The following is a 22,882-nucleotide window of genomic DNA, read 5'->3' on the forward strand; positions in this document are numbered from 1 at the left end:
GCTTCCTTCTATTCTAGTCTTGATTGTTGCACGCTAGCCCGATTGGAAAAAGGTTCGCGCTGCCGCATCACTTTCTTTTTAACCAGCAAATAATTCTTGATTTCAAAAAGCAGGTAAAAGAGATTGGCGCGTACTTCGAATTCTTCTCTTGTCTTTGGCAGCTCATCTTCACGAAAAACTTCTTCGTAAGCTTCCAGTTTTTCAAGAACTGAATCAACGTTCTTCGTGCGGACGTTTTCGCTAATGTTCAAGAATAGGTCGGCAACCATTTCACGTTGTTCCACGTGGATCTCTGAGAGGGAGACGATGCCGATAATCGGGAGCATTTGTCGTAACGTGGCGAGTTGCTCTTCCCGCAATCTGAAATAATGATAATCCGTTCTCTTTTCTTGTAATAGATTGTTTTCAATATCCTGGGTGGCCATCGATTTCGCTTGATTAATAATTTCTTCCGCTTCATTGATCTCTTGTCCGTCCCAATTCCGGTGGTTATCTTTTAAAAAAGCATGGAATTCATAGAGGATCTTTACATATTTTTCTTCAATTTCATATTTATATCGATCGATGTCCTTCTTCATACTTGGCATAATACTGTTTACAAGGAAGGCAATTCCAATCCCTGTGAAAATGATAAATAGTTCATGGTAGAACACTTCAAAACTTGCATTTCCAATCATATAAATATGGGAGAGGACAACCATGCTCGTAATAAACCCGTTTTGAATCCGCGCTTTCATTAAGATAGGTATAAAGAGAAGGATGAAAATCGCAAATACAATCGGGTGATAGCCTAATAATTCAAAGACACCCATTCCGAGCACAAGTGAAAGAAGACAAGCAAAAAATTTATCCTTAATTGTATCAATGGTTCGTTTTTTCGTCCGTTCAATACACATAATGACAAGAATCGCTGCAAAAGTAGCAAATTGGATGTCTACAAGGCTTGCAAACCACATCGCAATTCCTGCACCGACTGCTGTTTTAATCGTTCGGTATCCCATACCAACCATCTGAAAACACCTCTCTTCCCTGATGACGTTCATTATGGTCTATTATAGACTGTCAAAGGAAGAAGTAACAGAAATCAGGTCGGTGAGTGTGTTATACTAAATTTAATTACTCATTTAAATAGAGCAATCAATAGAAAAGGAGAGGTTTTATATGATCAGATCAATTCCTGAAATTACATTAAATGATGGACTAACAATCCCGGCAATTGGGCTGGGGACGTATAAAATGAATGGTAACGTTGGAGTCCAGTCGATTACAAGTGCGATAGATAATGGGTATCGCCTGCTTGATAGCGCTTATAACTATGAAAACGAAGGTACAGTAGGGGAAGCTGTCCGGAAAACCGGGGTGCAGCGTCAAGATTTAATCATCACGTCGAAGCTGCCGGGGAGATACCATCAATACGACTTGGCTGTGCAGACAATTCAAGAGTCCTTGTACCGAGCGAATCTCGATTACTATGATTTGTACCTCATCCACTGGCCGAACCCGAAGCAGGATGTGTATGTCGAAGCTTGGCAGGCGTTAATTGATGCAAAAAGATGGGGCTTGGTTCGTTCAATCGGAACGAGTAATTTCCTGCCGGAGCATATCGAACGACTGGAAAAAGAAACCGGTGTGAAGCCAAGTGTGAACCAGATTGAGTTGCACCCGTTCTTCAATCAGGAGGAGCAGCGGAAATGGCATGAAGAGAATGATGTTCAGACACAATCCTGGAGTCCACTTGCTCGTGTGAATAACGTGCTTGATAATGATATTCTAACGGCAATTGCGTCGCGCCATAATAAGTCCGTATCCCAAGTTATTCTGCGCTGGCATTATCAGCTGGGATCGGTTGCTATTCCAAGATCGACTTCACCTGTTCGTCAGCGGGAAAATCTTGCAATTTTTGATTTTGAACTATCACAGGAAGAAATGAAAAGAATAGCCGAATTGACTCGTCCGGACGGGAGACAGAAAGACCAAGATCCAGCTGTCTATGAAGAGTTTTAATCTGACGAAGTGTGAGGGTATTTTATGAAAGAATTGTATATAAAGCAAAAACTACTCAGTCTGAGTGGCAGATTTACGGTGAAAGATGCGGATGAGCGTGATGTATATATCGTCGAGGGCAGCTTTATGAAAATCCCGAAAGTCTATACGATTAAGGATGAAAGAGAAGCGGAAGTTGCCCGGATTACGAAACGTGTGCTTACCTGGATGCCGAAGTTCACCGTTGCTGTTGCCGGCGAAGAAGTCATCACAATAAAAAAGGAATTTTCATTTTTTAAACCACGTTATACGATTGATGCGCTTGGCTTAGAGGTGACAGGAGATTGGTGGGGCATGGACTTTGAAGTGTATCAGCACGGAGAGTTCATTGGTGATGTGAAAAAGAAATGGTTTACTTGGGGTGATAGTTATCAAGTTAGAGTCAATGATGAATCCCAAGAAAATCTGATAATTTCTCTTGTTGTCGCAATGATTGTGTGAAAGCAGATCAATCAGCGGCTGCCACTTCGGCTGGAAGCTGAATAAAACCGGGGCCACAAGGAAGAATTTTTCCAGTGGCCCGGTTTTAAAATTAGTTTTGGTCAGTATAGTTATCAAAGTACCCTTGAATGTAGACAAAAGGTGTTCCTTTGTCGCCGCTTCCTGACGTGAGGTCAGATAGAGAGCCGATTAAGTCGGTTAGTTTTCGCGGTGTTGTACCTTGTGCCTCCATCGATCCGACAAGGTCATCACCTTTTTTATCAATGAACGCTGCAATTGCTTCGTCCAATTCATCTCCGCGCAGATGGCTGAAGTTATTATCAGCTAAATATTTTAATTTGATTTCGTTCGGTGTGCCTTCCAGACCTGCTGTGTAAGCTGGGGAAACGACAGGGTCTGCTAGCTCCCAGATTTTCCCGGCCGGGTCTTTAAAAGCACCGTCACCGTACACCATTACTTCAACTGTCTTTCCAGTTGCTTGTTTAATTTTTTCTTGAATCCCATCGACTAATTCCTGACATTTATTCGGGAAGAGTTTCACACTTTCTTCCGTCGCTTTATTGGAACCGAGTAGGCCGTATGCTTCGTTATAACCACTGCCATTAATCGGTTCTGTCAAAATATCGTCCAGTCCGTAAACAGTTTCCGCACCGTGTTTCTTTAGGATCCGTTTCGTCCGCTGGCGCGAATGGATATCACAAGTGAGGACATGCTTCGTGTAGTCCAGGATTGATTTCGCGTTATTGGAAAAAATAATTTCGCATTCAATTCCTTCAGCTTCCACAATACTACGGTAATATTCAATATAATCGACTCCAGTGAACGGGTGCTTGCGATCTCCGAATAACTCGCGGAATTCTTTTTCTGTCAAGACATCTGTCCATGGATTGACCCCTTTATCATCCAAGTCATCAATGCTGACTAAATGGTTGCCAACCTCATCGGCCGGGTAGCTCAGCATGAGGACAATTTTCTTAACGCCGCGGGCAATTCCGCTCAAACTGCTGGAAAAGCGATTCCGGCTAAGGATTGGGAAGATGACTCCAACCGTTTTGCCAGCAAATTTTCTTTTAATATCTTCCGCAATCGCTTCGATGCTCGCATAGTTTCCTTGTGCCCGTGCAACAATCGACTCGGTTAATGAGACAATATCACGGTCGCGGATTTGGTACCCTTCGACTTCTGCTGCCTGTAAAACGGTTTCGACGACGATTCCCTCAAGGTCATCGCCTTCATTGATAATTGGTGCTCTGAGTCCACGTGCTGTTGTACCTACTGCTCTTACCAATCTAATCTCTCCTAATCTTTATGAGAATATATTTATCACGCACTAACGGTCTGTCATACCCCACTAAATGAAGTTTCACTTTATGTACGTCCCTGTTAACTTTTGATTTCCCTTCTTTACTATACCTGTAATCCGTGATATAAGTAAAATTAATAATAATAATACCTGTCATTAGGAGAATTTATATGATAGAGAATTTGGATTTATACCGTGTGTTTCAGATTGTCAGTCAAAATAAGAGCTTTTCTCAAGCGGCAACAGAACTATTTATGACCCAGTCTGCTGTGAGTCAAGCAATTTCCCGGCTGGAGAAGGAGCTTGAAGTCAAGCTGTTTTACCGGACCCCAAAAGGTGTTGTGTTAACGACAGAGGGGAAAGTGCTGCAGGAGCACGTGAGCTCCGCGTTAGGGATTCTCGACGTTGCGGAAGATAAAATTCAAGCGTATAAGGGGCTTAGGCGTGGTGAGTTGCGGATTGCAGTTGGGGATACGATTTCCCGTTATTTTTTATTACCTTATTTGGAAGAATTTCATGCGCGTTTTCCTGGAATTAAGCTGAAGGTGTTAAATGGAACTACTCCTGAGATTTTGGGGTTTTTGAAAGCAGGGGAAGCGGATGTCGGGGTATGTAATTTGCCGATAGCTGATGAGCAGTTCGACGTTACGCCATGTATGGAAATTCATGATATTTTCGTTTGCGGGGATAAATATAAACGGATTTCGAAACATCGGATCAGCTATGATCATTTGATGGAACTACCGCTCATCTTTTTTGAAAAAAATACGGTCTCCCGCGATTATGTGGATGCGTTTTTTAAAGAAAGAGGGTATGAACTGTCTCCGGTATTCGAACTTGGTTCTTATGATCTTATTATGGATTTTGCGAAAGGGAACTTAGGCATATCTTGTGTTGTTCGCGAGTTTTCTCGTGAGTATTTAAACCGCGGTATTGTCCATGAAGTATTGCTGGAAGAGGAAATCCCGAGCCGGTATATCGGTATTGTCCATTTAAAAACAGTCCCACTCTCCCGCGCCGCAGCCAAGTTCGTCGATAGCATTAAACCGAGGATTTAAAAATGGGTCATTGAGCCTCTTTGTCCCATTAATATATTATTTTGCGACTTTTTTTCCTTCATTTCCCTTTTGTGTCGACTCTGTACCAAAGGTAATAAAGAATATACTAAATCCTAAATTTAATAGAAGCGTACAAACAATAGCTGATATAGGTAATTCTGATTGCGGTATCAAATATTTATTAACTAGCGTTAAAATTGAAACTGTCAACAAGATATGAATAGCGGATATAACTAAACGACCGAATAAATTGAATTTCTTATAAAGATAGAATAAGGAAAATAATGTTATAAAACAAAAGAACGATATAATCGTGTACCAGATTAAGTTCTCATCCCTAAGCACATTACTTGTATTAATAAAGGAGTGAAAGATCTTGAATATAAACAAGTAAACCCCCATGTAAAACACGAAAATAATAATACTTGTCGCCACTCCTTCGATCATTAATTTCAATAAGTTGATTTTTCCTTTGGATTTGATAACTTCACTTATGATGTGCAGCAAACTAACAGCAATAAGTAAAAAAATGACCGTATAAACCTGTGTAAGCGGTATTTCCCCTTTTACAATTTGTAAAATAATATGAAAGACTTCTATTAATTCACCTAACAAGAGATCACCTACTTAAGATAATTTTGTTGAATGATTGAAGTACAAACGTCCACAGTATACCTTAAATCTTTTATTTGCTGTATATTACGTAATAAACCTAGTATGATTATTAAATCACCACCCTGCGATTTTTCGAGCTCTTTACGTATTAATTTTACCGAGGTACTTACTTCTACGAACTCCTCTCTTGATAATTGAATATTTTTGATAATTAATTCTAAATCCTCCACTTTTCTTTTAAGGACAGAGCACACATCGATTTCATTTTCGTTTTCATTTTCTCTTTCTTCCGAGAAATCATAAGCCTCCAATAAGGGAACGATTTGATTCGAAATAAAACCTTTATAAATACATGTAATAATCTGGCTAATATACTCAACAAGATCGTCCAATTCTAAATCTTTACGGTCATAAATGGCTACCGTACTGTACTCCTCAACTATACTATTTAAAATAATTACCATATCTAGTGAACAATAGTTTAATTCTTTTCCGCCTAGATATTGCAAGATTTCCACAAGTCTTTTGTAAATTTGATTTCTTTTCTCGATAACATAATTCGCCACTTCTGGGTCATTAATATTTTGTTCATTCATTTGCATAATTAAAAACTCTTCATGTTCAAATGGAACACTTAAATAGTTTCTTAATATCTTTTTAAAAGTATGTAGTCTTTGTTCAAACTCACTATGTTCTATTAACTCTAGCTGTAAGCGTTCATATAAGCTATCTAGATAAAACTGATAAACGGAAATAAGGATATGTTTTTTTGACGTAAAATACGAGTATAACGTACTCCTAGATATTTCAGCACAATTAGCGATTTCCTGAACACTGGAAGCGTAATAGCCTTTTTGGGCAAATAATGTTAAAGCTGCTGTTAAAATTCTCTCCCTCAAAACCAATCACCCCTGTCATAATTTTGGAATTAACTTAAAAAACGTAATACGTACTAGTCAGCCCGGTATGTTTTTGCGAAACTTTGATTCGACTTCTGGTAGAAAATAGATTTGAGCCTATGACCTTCAGGAAAGAAAGAAGAATTTCGCAGAATCAAGTAACTATTTCAATAATACATTAATTAAGTTTATGTAAGAACAAAAAAACAAAAACTATAAAATATTATGTTAATCGTAACATTTACGAAATATATGTAACATTCTTGATATATTATATCATTAATGGAAAAAATAGCAATATTGACTTATTTTTGGTGCATTCTATTATGAACATGTGATATCACAAAATAAAAAATATTGGAGGTAGAAATAATTATGCAAAAGGATTTCGAACTAAATGTACAAAAAAATTCAGTATCAGTTAAAGGAGTGGCTACGCCAAACACGGTTTCACCTATTAGAGTGTCACTCCGTGCGTGTCCATCTAGAAGTTGCCCAACATTAGTGTGTATTTCCTTTGGCTGTGGCAATAAATAATTTTTACTAAAATGAGAAGTTCATCTCTAAGTTATATCCGCGAGATGAACTTCTTATTTCAAAAAGGAGCTAGAAACATGAAAAAAAACCATCTAACATCTCGAAAATCAACATCTAACCTTCAAGTTTTGGATCGTTTTATGGTAAGGACACCTTTCGAGAGTATGTCATATTTCTTTAATCATGTCTCTGAAAAGTTTTTAAACAATATGTCAATGGATGAGCAGTTACTGTTTTTTAAGAACCTTGTTTTGGGTAATAAAGCAATAAAGGAAATAATATCCGTATCCAGTCCCTCCTTGTATTTCTCGATTGAAAGAACTAATTTAGAAAGTAGATCCAAAGATAAACGAAATGTTATTAAAGGTGTTTTCCGGTACTTAAACCGTATATCAACTAGAACAACACCGTTTGGCTTATGTGCTTCAGTAGGAATTGGAACGTTTCATCATGAACACACTCCTATTCACGATTCGTTTACTTACCGAAAAAAGGTTCAAGTTGATATGGAATGGGCTCATCAATTAGTGAAGCTATTACAAAGTGATGTGGAGTTGATTTATAGTTTAGATATTAAAGTAAATGGAAGTATCTTAGCCAAAGGGAATCGAGCAAAGCTTGCTTTTAGTTCGAACAGTGTAAAAAATGACGAGTCTGATATTTCATATACAGAAACTACTATAAATTATAATAAGATTATTCAAGACGTAGTTAAGCATACAAAGAACGGTATTCCATTTCTTGAAATGTTACGTATCTTATCGGAGAAAAACCCAGGGGTAGAAGAGGAAATTATTATCAAATTCTTATTTAATTTGATTCAACAAGAGTTTTTAATTACCAACTTAGAATTAACCAATACAATTAGTAATCCTTTGAAAATGATTCTAACGATATTAGAGGAGGTTAATTATGATCATCCCTTAACCCGCGAACTAAAAGAATTGGATTTGTTAATAAATGAGTATGAGGAACTAGAAATTGGAAAAGGTCTAGAATTTTTCCATCAGTTAACGAAAAAGATGAGGAAATTAATACACGTTAAAGATCCTTTGAAAATTGATCTGATTACTGAGGGGAAACCATTTACTCTATCGGATGCTATAAAAGAAAATATAGAAGACGTTACTAATTTGTTGTGTCAGCTTACCGCTTTGAATGGTGGAATTGTGAATCATAATTTACAGAAATACCATAACTTATTTTTAGAACAATACGGATTGGAGAGAGAAGTGCCCCTAATAGAATTGTTAGATAATGATATTGGTATTGGTGCTCCTAATTCCTATACTTACCCTCCAAATCCAAATAATAGTGAGGAGAATAATGCTAAAGATCCACTCGGATTTATAGATAATTTATTTATTCAATGGATTACAGAAACATTTTTAATGAACAAGAATGAACTTGAATTAACAAAAAAACATATTGATGTTATTAGGAATTTGAATAGTCAAGAGTATCGTTCCCCAGATTCCCTTGATATGTTTTTTACGACTATTAAGAAGGGTGATCAAACCAACTTTGTTCTGGGAGCTAATCCATATGCTAACGGAGCTGGATCGACGATAGGGAGGTTTATAAACTATTTTCCTGAAGCAGAAGAATATTGGTCACATATTAATGAGAAAGAAAAAGAATTGCATCCAGATGCATTGTTAGTAGAAGTAACCCCAGCTACTATAGATCCTCGTAATTTAAATGTATGTCAAATTAAAAATAGAAGGGACTATACTTTAAACATCGTAAGCAACTTCTACCATGAAAATCATATTGAGCTTTCAGATGTTGTTGTTGGGAGCACACATGATTCGCTTTACTTAAAATCTAAGAAACTACAGAAAGAAATAATTCCTGTCAGTAGTCATAGATTAAATCCAGATATTTGCTCTAATATTTATCGCTTTTTAATTGAAGTAGGAATGCAGCGAATGGGTACAAATTATCCATATTTTTTTAGTAATATTATTAGTTTAAATCTCCCTGCATTACCAAGAATCACGTATAAGAATATTATTTTGAGCCGTGCAAGATGGACGCTTCATTCCTATATGTTTAAAAAACAAAAAAGTTTTAATGACTTTAGCTTGGAGTTTTCTGAATTAAAAAGAAAATACCAGATACCTAGATTTGTTTATCTTTCTAATTTAGATAATCAAATATTATATGATTTGCACAATAAAGTTCACATGGAGGATCTCTATCGGGAAGTAGCAAAACTAGAGCATGGTACAACATTAACGTTACTCGAATATTTGGATAGTGAAGAAGGATATGCTAGGGAAATAGTATTTTCTTTCATAAATAAAAGTAAATGGGTCGATGAACATAGATTTACTGAGCAAATTAAAAAAAGTCCATTATCGATAATTCCTAATGAAGACCGGATATTTCTGCCTTTTAGTAATTGGATCTATTTAAAAATTTACTGCGCCGAGAATAGAGTAGAAGAATTCTTAGGAGAGCATCTTTATTATTTTATAAAAAATAATAACTGGTATAACCATTTTTTCTTTATGCGCTATAGAGACCCTAAATTTCATATCAGACTTCGATTTAATATACCCAATATTTCCGAGGAGGCAATTGCAACTCTTCGTGATTGGTTAAATTCCATGCTAGAGATAGGTATTATTAATAAATGCACAGTTGATACATATGATCCCGAAATAGAAAGGTATGGCTCTCCTGGTCTTATGAATGTTGCCGAGCAATTATTCTACTCCGATAGTCTTTTATCTTTAGATATTTTGAATAGAAAACAAACTGTAGGATTAACGATGCCTTCAGATCAACTTGCTATTTTAAACATTAGCCATTATATGTCTACTTACGGTTGGTCCTTTGAACAGCAATTAGATTTTTTGAACCGTTCTACTAATTATAAAGCGTATTTAAAGGACTTTCGAGAGAATAGAAGCACTTTCATTCAGTTTTTCAATGATTATTTGAACGGTTTTAACAGCAATTCGGAGGAAGAAAGGTTTATCCTTCACTGTCTCCACCAACGAAACGATGCTCTGGTTTCTTACAAACATGCTATTGAACAGCATAAATTGGAACATCTTTTATATTCTGATGAAACCCATATTCTAGACAGTATGATTCATCTACATATGAATCGGCTTATTGGAATCGATCGGGTATTTGAAAAAAGGGCAATTACTTTATATAGGCATCTACTTTATACACTGATCAATCAGAAAAATGCAGTTAAGGAAGTACAAAATAATGGTTAATGTAGACTCAATAAGTATAAGAAGTATTATATTTACTTTTTCACTATGGCCACGCATCTTTAATATTTTATGGAAAGCAAACCAATTTTATTTTTTTTGTATTTTAGTGCTTAGTATAAGTAGAGGGTTAATGCCTGCCTTAACTTTAATTGCAACACAACAAGTAGTGAATACGATTGTCTTAAACAACCAAACGAGTGAATTTAATATTGTCTTGGTTCCTCTCGCTGTTTTCGTTAGCTTATTCTTTTTAAATGAACTTTTAATGATCTTCCAAATGCACACATCGACCGTCTATCAAACCTATCTTTCTAACCATGTAAAAGTTGAAATTATAAAAAAGGTTGGAAAGATGAGTTTGCCTAACTTTGAAAATTCATTAATTCAGGATCAATTGCAACGGTCGCAGCAAGAAGCTGATTTTAGACCATATGAAATCTTTCAACAAATACTATCTATTATTACTGGCGCGGTAACGCTTGTTTCTTCAGCTGGAATTCTATTAACCTGGAATTGGAAATTGACATTGCTTCTAGGGCTTGTTCCTATACTATTCTTTTTTGCTTATTTAAGTTTAGGAAAAAAAGAATTTCTTATTCATTATCATCGTGTACCAAATCAACGTAAGTCATGGTATCTTTTACAATTACAAACGCGGGATTCCAGCTTTAAAGAAGCGAAGATTTATCGTTTAAGTAATTATCTATTAAAAGAATATAGGAACATCATTAATCAATTTCTTAAAGAAGATAAATTTTTGGCAAATAAACGAACACAATTGTCTATTGTCTCGCAATTATGTGGGAATATTATTGTCGGTATCATCGTTTTTTATGTTGCTTATGCCGGATTTTATGGTGATATAAATATCGGTAATTTAGTTGCCTATTTTTCTGCCATTACTTTGACTTATACTAACTCTCAAACCATTGTTTGGGATATTGTTGATATCTGTAAAAATAATTTATATATACAACAGTTATTTTTCTTTTTAGATTTAAAAGATGGTCACGATGAAGGAGCTTTAACAAAAGATAAACAGACTGTATTCTTTTCCGAAATTGAAACCATTGAGTTTCGCAATGTATATTTTAAATATCCAGCAACAGAAAATTATGTTTTAAAAAACGTTAATTTCAAACTTAGAAGAGGAGAAACACTTGCTTTAGTTGGCCAAAATGGGTCTGGTAAATCTACAATAATTAAGCTGATATGTAAATTGTATAATGATTATGAAGGTGAAATATTAATTAATGGTATTTCCATTCGGGATATACCAACGGAACTATTTTATAAGGAATTAGGCGTAGTCTTTCAAGATTTTGTGAACTACGAGATGAGTCTATGGAAAAATGTCGGGTTCGGAGATATTGACAATCTAAACGATGAAAATAGAGTGAATGATGCTATAGAAAAGTCTGGCCTTACAGCATTTGTTCAAACCTTACCTAAACAGAAGAATACACAGTTAGGAAAGTATTTTCTAGATGGTTATCAACTTTCGGGAGGACAATGGCAACGATTAGCTATTGCTCGAGCTTTTATGCGTGATGCTTCGTTATATATTTTAGATGAACCAAGTGCTGCGTTAGATTCAGTGGCTGAGGCAAATATCTTTAAAAAGTTCGGTGATTTAGTTGAAGGAAGAATAGGAATATTCATTTCCCATCGTTATACCTCTATGCACTTTGCCGATCATATTCTTGTTTTACAGCAAGGGGAAGTGGTAGAAAGAGGCACTCATGAGGAACTTTTGGAGATAGCTGGTGTCTACCCTAGACTATATAGACTGCAAATGAATAATTTAAAAAAGGCAAAATAAATATCTGGTGTTTAGGGAGGGAACCCCACTAATGGAAAAAAATACTGAAATATTTGAAATAAATATGGAAGAGTTTCTACGTCAGTTCAAACACACGTTAATGGAACCTAAGAAGTTAATAAGACTCCTCGAAAAAAGCAAAGTAACAACACCCGATCTTTCCTTGGCAACGGGACTATCTGGAGTTCTTATGTTAAGCGCACAACTTCAGGAACAAGAAAAGCAATGGGAAGAAGTAGGAGCTAATATGCTGCAATATATTAACACAAACTTACAACCAATGCATTTATCGTTATGGGCAGGATTAACTGGTATCGCAGCTTCTACTTATTTGCTTTCAAATAATGGAAAGTATTATAGTAACTTTCTTCACCAAATCAACGAACTTATAGTTAATAGTACAGAAGATTTTTTAAATCAAGCCAAAAAGAATATACAATCTGGTAACGTCCAAAGTTTTGATTTCGAAACGATCTATGGTTTGGCAGGAATTGGGAGATATTTATTGTTTTTTTCAAAGGAAGAAGAAGTAAACCAACTAATAAATAAAATGATTGATTACTTTGTTCTTTTAGACAATCAGCAGGAAGTGAACGGATTTTTACTCTCCCATTACTTTATAACATTTGATAATCAATTTGAAGATGATAGGAATAGATATCAAAATGGTCATCTCGACTTAGGAATATCTCATGGAATATGCGGGCCTTTAGCATTTTTATCACTTGCTTATGAACAAGGATTTAATTATCCAAAACAGGTTGAGGTGATTCATCATTTAAGCAGCATTTTAATAGACTTTGCTCAAGAAGATGGGGAAATGGTCTGGTGGCCATCTAAGATTAGCTTTGAAGAATTCACAAATAAGAAGTTGCAGTCATATAATAAGTATTCTTTCGCTTGGTGTTATGGAGCCCCTGGTGTCGCACGTACATTATGGTTAAGTGGAAGAGTCACTAATAATCAACTATATAAAGAGTTGGCTAAACACGCTTATTCTTCATTATCAAAATTAAATCTGAATCAACTTGGGCTTGTATCGCCAACTTATTGTCACGGATATGCAGGTTTATTACATCAAACTTTATTAATGTATTTAGAAACTAGAGATGAAAATTTATATTACTTTATGGAAACAATTAAAGACGAATTACTAACTTTCTTTAATAAAAATAATCCACTAGGGTTCTATGATATAGATTATAACGGCAACAAAAAAACATGTGTAGGAGGATTAGAGGGTATTTCTGGTATTTGGTCAACGATTGATGCTGTGGATAAGTTAAAGAAGCCGAATTGGTCGTTTTTGTTTTTATTAGATTAATCAAGTTTTTACTCTAAGAAACTTAAGCAAGGGACAGGTGTATGCCTGTCTTTGTTATTCTTTCATATGCTAACGAACCTTTACAGCAATCCCTTTAATTCACTATTTGCTCGATGACTTTGAGGTTAAATGTCCAACTTATGTATAGACAGGCAATATTGGATGCTAAACTGTGATTGTAAATTTTTCACTTATAAAGTCGGAGGTGGAAAGAGTATGATATTGAAGAAACTCTTTAAGAAAGCGCAAGAGGAAATGATTTATGTACTGCGACCTTCATATCGACAATCATGTCCCGTTTGGAGATGCACTCTTGGAGCATGATAACGTTGCGGTTCCGTTTGCTCCAAGCTCGACGATTATAAGAGCCGCGATTATAAATAGTGTTATCGCACTAGCTATCGCCTCACTGGCAGAGAAAGGGATTACTCCGCCTGTTTTCCTTAGTGGGAATGTGGATGGAGCTGATGAGCATAATGAGTAATTAATGAAAAAGCATAAAGAGCTGTTTTCTTAGGTATAATGATGGATTTGCATACGTATAGTTGTATAGACAACCATACTGTATTTTGATAAAATAAATATGAATAAATCTTTTTTTACGTGCTACCAATCAGTTTGAAGATGGAAGGGAGGGCAGTAGCAAAAGTTAAATTTTCCTTTTAAATGACAGCGCTATCATATTGCGTTTTTTATTAATCCAACATGAAAGATGAAAGGAAAATGACCAAGAACAAGCTTTATCATCATTAAATTCTAGAAGAGGATGATTATTATGATGAAGTATTTACAAAACCTTGGTAAATCGCTCATGCTCCCTGTAGCTGTACTGCCGGCTGCCGCGATTTTGATGGGGATTGGTTACGGAATTGACCCAGACGGATGGGGCGAGGCGAATAAAGTAGCTGCTTTCCTTATCAGTGCTGGTAGTGCTATTTTAGATTTCCTCCCTGTATTATTCGCGGTTGGTGTCGCGGTCGGTATGGCGAAGGAAAAGGATGGATCTGCAGCGCTTAGTGGTTTAGTAGGGTATTTGATTGTTACTACAGTGCTTTCTGTTGATAATGTGGCTCTGCTTCAAGGGATTGAAACGGATAGTGTGAATGCATCTTTTGCTAATATTGAGAACGTCTTTGTTGGTATTATTTCAGGTCTTATTGCTGCCGCAATGTATAACCGTTTTAGTAAGACGAAACTTCCTGATGCGCTTGCCTTCTTTAGTGGAAAACGGCTTGTTCCGATAATGACAGCTGGTACGATGCTTCTTTTGTCTTTACTCTTTTTGTTGATCTGGCCAATTGCTTATTCCGGATTAGTCGCATTCGGTACCGCAATCAGTAATTTAGGTTCTGTTGGTGCTGGGCTTTATGGCTTCTTTAATCGCCTGTTAATTCCAACCGGCCTGCATCACGCGCTAAACTCGGTATTTTGGTTTGACGTGGCTGGTATTAATGATATTGCTAATTTCTGGTCCAGTGAAGGGGAAAAAGGGGTAACGGGAATGTATCAGGCCGGATTTTTCCCGATTATGATGTTTGGTTTGCCAGCAGCAGCATTGGCAATGTATCGTACGGCTAAAACGAAAAGCAGAAAACAGGCTGCTTCTCTACTGATGGCCGCGGCTTTTGCAGCTTTCCTGACAGGGGTAACCGAACCAATTGAATTTTCTTTTATGTTCTTAGCACCATTTCTTTATGTAGTGCATGCTGCTTTAACAGGGTTATCTTTATTTATTGCCTCGGCCTTTGGCTGGACGGCAGGTTTCAGTTTCAGTGCTGGAGCAATCGACTTTTTCTTGAGTTCGCGGTTGCCGCTCGCCAATCAACCATGGATGCTTATTGTGCAGGGACTTGCGTTTGCGGTAATTTATTATTTCTTATTCCGTTTCTTGATCGTTAAATTCGACATGAAAACGCCGGGCCGGGAAGATGATGAAGTTGTGGAAGCGGCGACTGAATCAGCCTCTGGTGTAGGTGATCGCTTTGCAGTGATGGCTCGTGAAATTTACGCAGGTCTTGGTGGGGATGAAAATGTTCTCTCCGTTGATAATTGTGCGACGCGGCTCAGACTGGAAGTTAAAGACGCACAACAGGTAGATCAGCCAAGAATTAAAGCAACTGGTGTGCCGGGCGTCCAAATTGTTGGGAAAAACAATGTTCAGGTTATCGTTGGTACCCAGGTGCAAGCAGTGGCAGATGAGGTAAGGAGCATCCGAAATAAAAAATAGCGGAAAAAAGATGGAACGGGGATACCTTAGGATTCCCGTTTCATCTGTAAATGGAAGATATATTTATCTGCACGGTAAGCGGACTTCACGTATTCAACAGGGGTTTCTAAGTCTTCTTGTAAATAACTTGTCCGTTTCATGAGTAATATCGGATTCCCCTCTTTGATGCGTAAATGGTTGATTTCATTATCTGTGGCAAGTACAGCCTCGATGCTCTGGGTGCCGTACCCTATTTGCAATTGAAGCTTGTTTTCCAAATAGTGATAGAATGAGGTTGTGACATCTTGTTTCGTCATTTCCCCGACAAGTTTTTTGGGAGTATACACTGTCTCAAGGGCAACGGGTTCATCGTTTGCAAGGCGGATTCGTTTGATTTCGTAAATGGTATCCGCTGCATTTAATTTTAAAATAGAGGCAAGCTCGGTGTTTCCTGAAATAGTTTTAAAACTGATCAGTTTATTCGATGGGATGAGTCCGCGGCTTTTCATATCTTCACTGAAACTAGTTAAACCGGAAAGATCTTGTTCGAACTTATTCTCCGCGACAAAGGTGCCTTTTCCTTTTTGACGGTATAAAAGTCCTTCGCTTGCAAGATTGTTGATCGCTTGTCTTACAGTCATCCGACTAATATTATATTTTTCTGTGAACTCTCGCTCAGATGGCAATAGATCACCAGGTTTTAGCTCGTTCGTTTCAATTAATTGCCTGATTAGTACTTCTAATTGATAATAAATTGGGATTGGTGAATCTTTATCAATCATACTAAAAACCCCCTACTTATCTTCACTAATTGTATCAAAAAGACGACAACATGTATAATTGTAAGGATGTATAGACCACTTGTATAGGAAGAACGGGACATCGGGGTCAGAGCAGCAGGAAGGAGAGCTACAAATGATTGTTGTTAAGAATGCACAAGTGTATACGGAAAGTGAGATCATCCCTGAGGCGAGGGTAGTTATCCGGGATGGCTTGATTGAGCAGATTGTTGCAGAGGATGGTTTGGCTGAGGATATTCCGCCGCAAGCACAAGTTATTGATGCTAAGCATGAATATCTTATTCCGGGTTTCATCGATACTCATATTCACGGAGCAGCAGGGGCAGATGTGATGGACGCGATGCCTGATGCACTTCAGATAATGGCTGAATTTTTGCCTAAGGAGGGTACAACTGCTTTCCTTGCGACAACAATTACGCAAGCAACTGAAAAAATCGGGCAAGCACTTCGAAATATCGCAAATTTTAAAAGCAAACCAGGAAAATCGGAAGTAATCGGTGTGCATCTGGAAGGTCCTTTTGTAGAAAAAACGAAAGCTGGTGCTCAGCCGGTAGAATATATACAGAAACCAGACGTGGGACTTTTCAATAGATGGCAAGAGCTTGCGGGGAATAAGATTAAAATGATAACTCTTGCGCCTGAACATGATCCAGAGGGAAATTTCATTCGATATTTAAATGAAACAGGTGTTACGGTTTCAGCAGGACATACGGATGCAGGTTTTTCAGAGCTTAAAAGAGCTGTCCGACAAGGGGTACGGCAATTGACGCATTTATGTAATGCGATGAACGGAATTCATCATCGGGACATTGGAGCGGTCGGTGCAGCTTTATTACTGGAAGAATTACATGCGGAACTGATTGCGGATGGTATCCATGTTTCGGATGAAATGCTTCAATTGGTATACCATAATATGGGGAGCGGACGACTGACATTGATTACGGATGCGATGCGTGCGAAGGGGCTCCCTCCAGGGGATTATGAACTAGGTGGTCAGCCGGTAAAAGTGACTGAGGACCGTGCAGTGCTTGCGGATGGTACGCTAGCTGGGAGTATTCTTTCGATGCAAGAGGCAGTCAAGAAAATGTTTAAGCTTCTTGTTGGGGTTGGAATACGGGATATTATTCAAATGGCTTCCGTCAACCCTGCAAAACAAGCCGGTGTGTATGACCGTAAAGGAAGTATTACTGTGGGGAAAGATGCGGACTTATTGATTGTGGATACTGAATTAAATATAAAATATACGATTTGCCGTGGGATTATTGCCCATATTGGGTAAAAGTTTTGTACTGGGACATTTACACTGACCCCGTGTCCCGCTCTACAATGGGGTTAGTTATTATTTTTGAATAGGAGGTAGTGGTTGTGAAGAAGATAATTAATGATCCGAATTTGGTTGTAAGGGATATGTTGGATGGGTTTGTTGCTGCTTACCCAAGGGAAGTTAGATTATTGCCCGGGACAACAGTTATTGCAAGGGTTGATGCCCCGGCTGCAAATAAGGTTGGCTTAGTTAGTGGTGGCGGGAGCGGTCACGAGCCGGCCCATGCTGGTTACGTCGGTGAGGGGATGCTTGACGCTGCAGTTGCTGGAGAAGTGTTTACTTCACCTACCCCAGATCAGGTGCTGGAAGGGATCAAAGCAGTTGACGCTGGTGAGGGTGTGTTGCTTGTGATTAAAAACTATACGGGTGACGTGATGAACTTTGACATGGCAGCTGAACTGGCTGAAGCGGAAGGAATTCGTGTAGAGCAGGTTATTGTAAATGACGATGTTGCGGTAGAGGATAGTTCATTTACGACCGGTCGTAGGGGGATTGCAGGGACGGTTTTCGTCCATAAGCTAGCCGGAGCAAAAGCTGAAGCAGGTGGAACGCTTGCGGAAGTGAAAGCAGTTGCAGAGAAGACAATCAAAAATGTGCGTTCCATCGGGATGGCGATTACCCCGTGTACCGTACCAGCTGCCGGGACACCGAGCTTTACTTTGGAAGAAAATGAAATGGAAATTGGAATTGGTATTCACGGGGAACCAGGTATTGAACGGAAAGCTATTACGAGTGCTGAAGATATTGCTGGGGAACTTACGGAAAAGGTGCTGGATGACCTCAAGCTTGAAAGCGAATCAGAAGTTGCGGTTATGGTGAATGGCTTAGGAGGTACGCCAGAAATGGAACTATACATCGTTAATAAAAAAGTGAATGAAATTTTAACAAATAGGGGTATCCGTATCTATGACACATTTGTCGGGGAGTACATGACATCTTTAGAAATGGCAGGTATTTCCGTAACTTTATTAAAGCTTGACGACGAGCTAAAGGAACTGTTGGATGCTAAGTCGAAGGCACCGGCGTTCCGGCGCTGAAATGGAGGCAAAGAAATGGTGTTAAATGTAGCTAATACAGTAAAATGGATGACTTTGGTAAATGAAAAAATCCAGGAAAATAAAGAATATTTAACTGAATTGGATCAGGCAATTGGTGATGGTGACCATGGAATCAATATGGCACGAGGTTTTCAGGAAGTAGAGGTGAAAATTACTGCCACTGATTATGATAATGTTTCTGATTTATTGAAAGATGTCTCCATGACTTTACTATCGAAAGTTGGCGGTGCGGCTGGTCCGCTATATGGTACAGCCTTTTTAAAACTATCAATGGAAGTAAAAGGCAGTGAAACGCTAGATTTTCCGAAGTTCAAGAGCGGGTTGCAAGAGGCGCTTGCAGGAATAAAACAGCGAGGTAAAGCAGAAAAAAACGAGAAAACACTCGTTGACGTCTGGGAGCCGCTTGTGGATTACTTGAACAGCCAGGATAGCTTTAATGCAGCAGACTTTGAATCAGCAGCGAAAGAAGCGATGGAAGCGACGAAAGACCTTGAAGCGACGAAAGGCAGAGCGGCCTACTTGCGAGAACGCTCGATTGGTCATTTGGATCCTGGCTCGGTTTCATCGTTCTATATTTTCTCAAGTCTTGCTGAAGTGTTGAAAGAAGGTGACTAATAAAAATTGGCAAATGTAAGTATTGTGCTCGTTTCCCACAGCTCGAAAGTTGTGGAAGGGATTCGGGATATCATCAAGCAAATGGTACCAGCTGTGTCGATTGGGATAGCAGGTGGAACAGAAGAAGGAGAAATCGGTACGAGCATTGATAAAATAACAAAAGCGATAGAAGAGGTTCATAGTGTAGGAGGAGTTCTCGTATTCTATGATATTGGCAGTGCTAAAATGAATGCCGAACTAGCAGTCGAGCTGAATGAATATGAAAATGTTCATATCGCAGAGGCACCGATTCTTGAAGGGGCTTTCGTTGCAGCAGTAGAAGCAGGGATGGGAAAGTCACTAGAAGAAGTGCAAGTGGCTGCTGAAAAAAATGATAGGCGTTAGGAAACTTATTTAGCGGATAGGGTTAACAAATAAAAATCGATCCAGAGGGGTTTTCATGTTGTTTAAAGACAAAGTTATACCAGCAATTCGAAAGATCAAAGATTTTGAAAAAGTCCTAGAGAGCGGCCACGAGACTATTATTTTATTAGAAAGTCGTGTCTCCCAATTGCAAAATTTAGTTAAATATGCTCATCAATATGGAAAAAAGATATATGTGCATGCGGATCTGATTAGTGGATTAAAAGCAGATAAATATGGGATAGAATTTTTAACGAATAATGTAAAAGTAGATGGAATCATTTCGACAAGAGGAGAAGTAATTTCCCTTGTCAAAAAGCAACGTATTGTTGCTATTCAACGTTTATTTGCTTTAGATAGTCATGCACTTGATCACAATTTGCAAATATGTAAGCGGGTGAATCCTGATTATATTGAAATATTACCGGCAATTCTACCCGGAATCATTAAAGAAGTACAAGAAGAAACGGGCATACCCATTATTGCCGGGGGATTAATCAGAACAGAGCAGGATGTTAAGGAAACTATTAAAAATGGTGCCGTAGCTGTAACAACCTCGAGTAACCTACTTTGGGAGCTTTAGCAGTTAGAAACTAAGACCACATCTTTGCTTGTTGCCTTCAAGCTGAAAGACGCAAATAAAAACCTGAAATATTTTTGTTGACAACGCTTTCACGGCGATGTAGAATGCTAGTTACAAGTTAAGCGAAGTGCTGGAGATGAGAGAATCACACTGCACCCCATATTTCTTTGAACGGGAAATATTATGGGGTGAGGTGTGATTTTTTTTAAGGCTTGTCATAACTTGTTGTAAGGGGTTTAATATTTAAAGGGGGTTAAGGGATGTCAGCGTTTCTAGCAGAGGTCATTGGTACGATGGTTCTCATTATTTTTGGCGGCGGTGTGGTAGCAAGCAATATTTTGAACAAGTCAAAAGGTGCTGGCGGTGGCTGGGTGCTAATAACACTCGGATGGGGACTTGCGGTAACTTTAGGGGTGTACGCCGCAGGAAACTTTTCTGGAGCCCATCTGAATCCAGCTGTTACTTTAGGGTTTGCTGCTATTGGAGAATTTCCTTGGGAAAATGTATTAACGTATATTTCAGGACAAATGGTTGGTGCTATAATTGGAGCCACCATCGTTTTCTTTGCTTATTTACCTCATTGGAGAGAGACAAGGGAGACGGACCTGAAGTTAGCCGTATTCGCAACAGGACCGGCAATCCGGAGTCCATTATCAAACCTTGTTACTGAAATGATTGGTACGTTCGCTCTGCTTCTAGGTCTACTCTTTATTGGTGCCAATCAATTTACGGAAGGGTTAAACCCGCTTGTTGTGGGTGCGTTAATTGTTGCGATCGGTATGTCTTTAGGAGGACCTACAGGTTACGCGATTAACCCGGCACGTGATTTAGGACCAAGGATTGCACATGCCCTGCTTCCAATACCCGGTAAAGGAAGCTCTGATTGGGGATACGCGTGGGTTCCGGTGATTGGTCCTATTATCGGCGGGGTTTATGGGGCCTTGTTTTATCAAGCTTTCTTTACAGGTGCTTATACCACGATGTTTTGGATAGCGAGTGTGGTGGTAGCTATCATATTTGTGGCCGCTGCAAGCATCGAATTAAAAAAAGCACCGAATAGACCGATAGCTAATAAAAAAGTATCTTAAGCAAAATGGGAGGGGAAAACAGATGAAAAAATTTATTTTATCTATTGATCAAGGAACAACCAGCTCGCGGGCTATCTTATTTAACGAAAAGGGAGAGATTGTGGAAGTATCACAACGGGAATTTGAGCAATTTTTTCCACATCCCGGTTGGGTTGAGCATGATGCCAATGAAATTTGGACATCTGTTCTAGCTTGTATTGCGGATGTGTTAAGAAAGGCTGATATCGGTCCGGATCAAGTGGCAGGTATCGGTATTTCCAACCAAAGGGAAACGACTGTTGTCTGGGATAGAAAAACTGGAAAGCCTATTTATAGAGCGGTCGTCTGGCAATCAAGGCAAACGGAAGAGATTGTGCAAACCTTGCGCGAAAAAGGCTATAATGACTTGTTTAAAGAAAAGACAGGCTTGTTGCTTGATCCGTACTTTTCTGGGACAAAGGTAAAATGGATTTTAGATCATGTGGACGGAGCAAGGGAAAAAGCGGAAAACGGAGAACTGCAATTCGGTACGATTGACAGCTGGCTTGTATATAAATTATCAGGTCATAAAGTTCATGTCACGGACTACTCCAATGCTTCCAGGACCTTGATGTACAATATTTATGATTTAAAATGGGATGATGAGCTGCTCGACATTTTAACGGTACCAAAGAGTATGCTTCCTGAGGTGAAACAGTCTTCAGAAGTATATGCCCATACCGTAAGTTATCATTTCTTCGGGGAAGAAGTTCCCATCGCTGGGATTGCAGGTGATCAGCAAGCAGCTTTATTCGGTCAAGCGTGTTTTGACAAAGGAATGGTTAAAAATACGTATGGTACAGGCGGATTCTTATTAATGAACACGGGAGAACAAGGTGTCGGATCTGAAAATGGTTTACTGACGACGATTGCTTGGGGAGTAGACGGAAAAGTTGAATATGCTCTTGAAGGCAGCGTGTTTGTGTCAGGATCCGCGATTCAATGGCTCCGCGATGGATTGGAATTATTGGAAAGCGCCCCAGATAGTGAGCAATTAGCTACGAATGTGGCATCGACAGACGGTGTGTATGTCGTTCCTGCATTTGTTGGATTAGGTACACCATATTGGGATAGTGAAGCGCGGGGAGCAGTGTTCGGGCTGACGCGTGGCACGACAAAAGAGCATCTTGTTCGGGCTACACTGGAATCGATTGCTTATCAGTCAAAAGATGTTGTAGATATCATGGCTGCCGACTCGGGTATTGATGTGAAATCATTACGTGTTGACGGTGGAGCGGTTAAAAATAATTTCCTCATGCAGTTCCAGAGCGATCTTTTGAATGTTCAAGTCGATAGGCCTGTGATTAACGAAACAACAGCTTTAGGAGCGGCGTATTTAGCTGGTTTGGCAATCGGTTATTGGAAGGACAGAGAAGAAATAGCAAAACAATGGCAAATTGAGCGCAGCTTTACGCCTGAATCTGCAGAAGAAAAACGCAACGAGCTTTATAATGGTTGGAAGAAAGCTGTGGAGGCAACGAGAGTATTCAAGATATAAGAAGCTCAA

Annotated in this window: 19 protein-coding genes and 1 pseudogene; 15 read left to right on the top strand and 5 right to left on the bottom strand. The window is 38.7% G+C overall.

Annotation, left to right across the window (positions count from 1 at the left end):
- Positions 1 to 8: 8 nt before the first annotated feature.
- Positions 9 to 1,010 (bottom strand): aromatic acid exporter family protein, encoded by a 1,002-nt coding sequence (locus LZD48_RS14055; protein ID WP_235763356.1) that lies wholly within the window; start codon positions 1,008 to 1,010, stop codon positions 9 to 11.
- A 151-nt stretch (positions 1,011 to 1,161) separates the two neighbouring features.
- On the opposite strand from LZD48_RS14055, the gene LZD48_RS14060 reads away from it, so the two are divergent.
- Together LZD48_RS14060 and LZD48_RS14065 are read left to right on the top strand one after the other, a co-directional pair.
- Entirely contained in the window at positions 1,162 to 2,004 is an 843-nt protein-coding gene (locus tag LZD48_RS14060) for an aldo/keto reductase (RefSeq protein ID WP_235763357.1), read from the top strand.
- A gap of 24 nt (positions 2,005 to 2,028) precedes the next feature.
- Positions 2,029 to 2,484: an LURP-one-related/scramblase family protein gene (locus LZD48_RS14065; RefSeq protein ID WP_438822766.1), complete on the top strand. Its 456-nt coding sequence runs from the start codon at positions 2,029 to 2,031 to the stop codon at positions 2,482 to 2,484.
- 91 nt (positions 2,485 to 2,575) lie between these two features.
- Here the strand turns inward: LZD48_RS14065 and LZD48_RS14070 are convergent, their stop codons facing one another.
- Entirely contained in the window at positions 2,576 to 3,772 is a 1,197-nt protein-coding gene (locus LZD48_RS14070; protein WP_235763358.1) for a coenzyme F420-0:L-glutamate ligase, read from the bottom strand.
- Between the two features lie 185 nt (positions 3,773 to 3,957).
- Between LZD48_RS14070 and LZD48_RS14075 the strand changes: the two genes are divergently transcribed.
- Positions 3,958 to 4,845 carry a LysR family transcriptional regulator gene (locus tag LZD48_RS14075; protein WP_235763359.1) on the top strand — a complete coding sequence of 296 codons (888 nt, stop codon included), beginning with the start codon at positions 3,958 to 3,960 and terminating at the stop codon, positions 4,843 to 4,845.
- A gap of 36 nt (positions 4,846 to 4,881) precedes the next feature.
- On the opposite strand, the gene LZD48_RS14080 is transcribed toward LZD48_RS14075, so the two are convergent.
- Both LZD48_RS14080 and LZD48_RS14085 read right to left on the bottom strand, forming a co-directional pair.
- Positions 4,882 to 5,460, bottom strand: coding sequence for a hypothetical protein (locus LZD48_RS14080; protein WP_235763360.1), 579 nt, complete (start codon positions 5,458 to 5,460; stop codon positions 4,882 to 4,884).
- 8 nt (positions 5,461 to 5,468) lie between these two features.
- Positions 5,469 to 6,359, bottom strand: a complete 891-nt coding sequence (locus LZD48_RS14085; protein ID WP_235763361.1) for a TetR/AcrR family transcriptional regulator — start codon at positions 6,357 to 6,359, stop codon at positions 5,469 to 5,471.
- Positions 6,360 to 6,973: 614 nt separating this feature from the next.
- Here LZD48_RS14085 and LZD48_RS14090 point away from each other — a divergent pair.
- From LZD48_RS14090 to nagE, 5 genes and pseudogenes are all read left to right on the top strand, one after another.
- Positions 6,974 to 10,135, top strand: a complete 3,162-nt coding sequence (locus tag LZD48_RS14090; RefSeq protein ID WP_235763362.1) for a lantibiotic dehydratase — start codon at positions 6,974 to 6,976, stop codon at positions 10,133 to 10,135.
- Complete coding sequence (locus tag LZD48_RS14095; protein WP_235763363.1) at positions 10,128 to 11,957, top strand: ABC transporter ATP-binding protein; 1,830 nt, start codon at positions 10,128 to 10,130, stop codon at positions 11,955 to 11,957. The genes LZD48_RS14090 and LZD48_RS14095 overlap by 8 nt, the downstream gene beginning before the upstream one ends.
- A gap of 31 nt (positions 11,958 to 11,988) precedes the next feature.
- Positions 11,989 to 13,281 carry a lanthionine synthetase C family protein gene (locus tag LZD48_RS14100; RefSeq protein ID WP_235763364.1) on the top strand — a complete coding sequence of 431 codons (1,293 nt, stop codon included), beginning with the start codon at positions 11,989 to 11,991 and terminating at the stop codon, positions 13,279 to 13,281.
- Positions 13,282 to 13,552: 271 nt separating this feature from the next.
- Positions 13,553 to 13,765 (top strand): annotated as a pseudogene (locus LZD48_RS14105) (hypothetical protein); the annotation flags it as partial.
- A gap of 291 nt (positions 13,766 to 14,056) precedes the next feature.
- Entirely contained in the window at positions 14,057 to 15,508 is a 1,452-nt protein-coding gene (gene nagE, locus LZD48_RS14110; RefSeq protein ID WP_235763366.1) for an N-acetylglucosamine-specific PTS transporter subunit IIBC, read from the top strand.
- A gap of 26 nt (positions 15,509 to 15,534) precedes the next feature.
- On the opposite strand, the gene LZD48_RS14115 is transcribed toward nagE, so the two are convergent.
- On the bottom strand, positions 15,535 to 16,269 hold the full coding sequence (locus LZD48_RS14115) for a GntR family transcriptional regulator (RefSeq protein ID WP_235763367.1): 735 nt from the start codon (positions 16,267 to 16,269) through the stop codon (positions 15,535 to 15,537).
- A gap of 133 nt (positions 16,270 to 16,402) precedes the next feature.
- On the opposite strand from LZD48_RS14115, the gene nagA reads away from it, so the two are divergent.
- From nagA to glpK, 7 genes are all read left to right on the top strand, one after another.
- On the top strand, positions 16,403 to 17,566 hold the full coding sequence (nagA, locus tag LZD48_RS14120; protein WP_235763368.1) for an N-acetylglucosamine-6-phosphate deacetylase: 1,164 nt from the start codon (positions 16,403 to 16,405) through the stop codon (positions 17,564 to 17,566).
- Positions 17,567 to 17,652: 86 nt separating this feature from the next.
- Positions 17,653 to 18,648 (top strand): dihydroxyacetone kinase subunit DhaK, encoded by a 996-nt coding sequence (gene dhaK, locus LZD48_RS14125; RefSeq protein ID WP_235763369.1) that lies wholly within the window; start codon positions 17,653 to 17,655, stop codon positions 18,646 to 18,648.
- 15 nt (positions 18,649 to 18,663) lie between these two features.
- The gene (gene dhaL / locus LZD48_RS14130) at positions 18,664 to 19,284 is read left to right on the top strand and encodes a dihydroxyacetone kinase subunit DhaL (RefSeq protein ID WP_235763370.1); all 621 of its coding nucleotides are present in this window, start codon (positions 18,664 to 18,666) and stop codon (positions 19,282 to 19,284) included.
- 6 nt (positions 19,285 to 19,290) lie between these two features.
- A complete protein-coding gene (dhaM, locus tag LZD48_RS14135; protein WP_235763371.1) occupies positions 19,291 to 19,668 on the top strand; it encodes a dihydroxyacetone kinase phosphoryl donor subunit DhaM in 378 nt (125 codons plus the stop codon).
- Positions 19,669 to 19,723: 55 nt separating this feature from the next.
- Positions 19,724 to 20,269: a glycerol-3-phosphate responsive antiterminator gene (locus tag LZD48_RS14140; RefSeq protein ID WP_156856177.1), complete on the top strand. Its 546-nt coding sequence runs from the start codon at positions 19,724 to 19,726 to the stop codon at positions 20,267 to 20,269.
- Positions 20,270 to 20,529: 260 nt separating this feature from the next.
- A complete protein-coding gene (locus LZD48_RS14145) occupies positions 20,530 to 21,357 on the top strand; it encodes an MIP/aquaporin family protein (RefSeq protein ID WP_235763372.1) in 828 nt (275 codons plus the stop codon).
- Positions 21,358 to 21,379: 22 nt separating this feature from the next.
- A complete protein-coding gene (gene glpK / locus LZD48_RS14150) occupies positions 21,380 to 22,873 on the top strand; it encodes a glycerol kinase GlpK (protein ID WP_235763373.1) in 1,494 nt (497 codons plus the stop codon).
- The last annotated feature ends 9 nt before the right edge of the window (positions 22,874 to 22,882 follow it).

It is taken from the genome of Oceanobacillus alkalisoli (assembly GCF_021556485.1).
Taxonomy (GTDB): Bacteria; Bacillota; Bacilli; order Bacillales; family Amphibacillaceae; genus Oceanobacillus; species Oceanobacillus alkalisoli.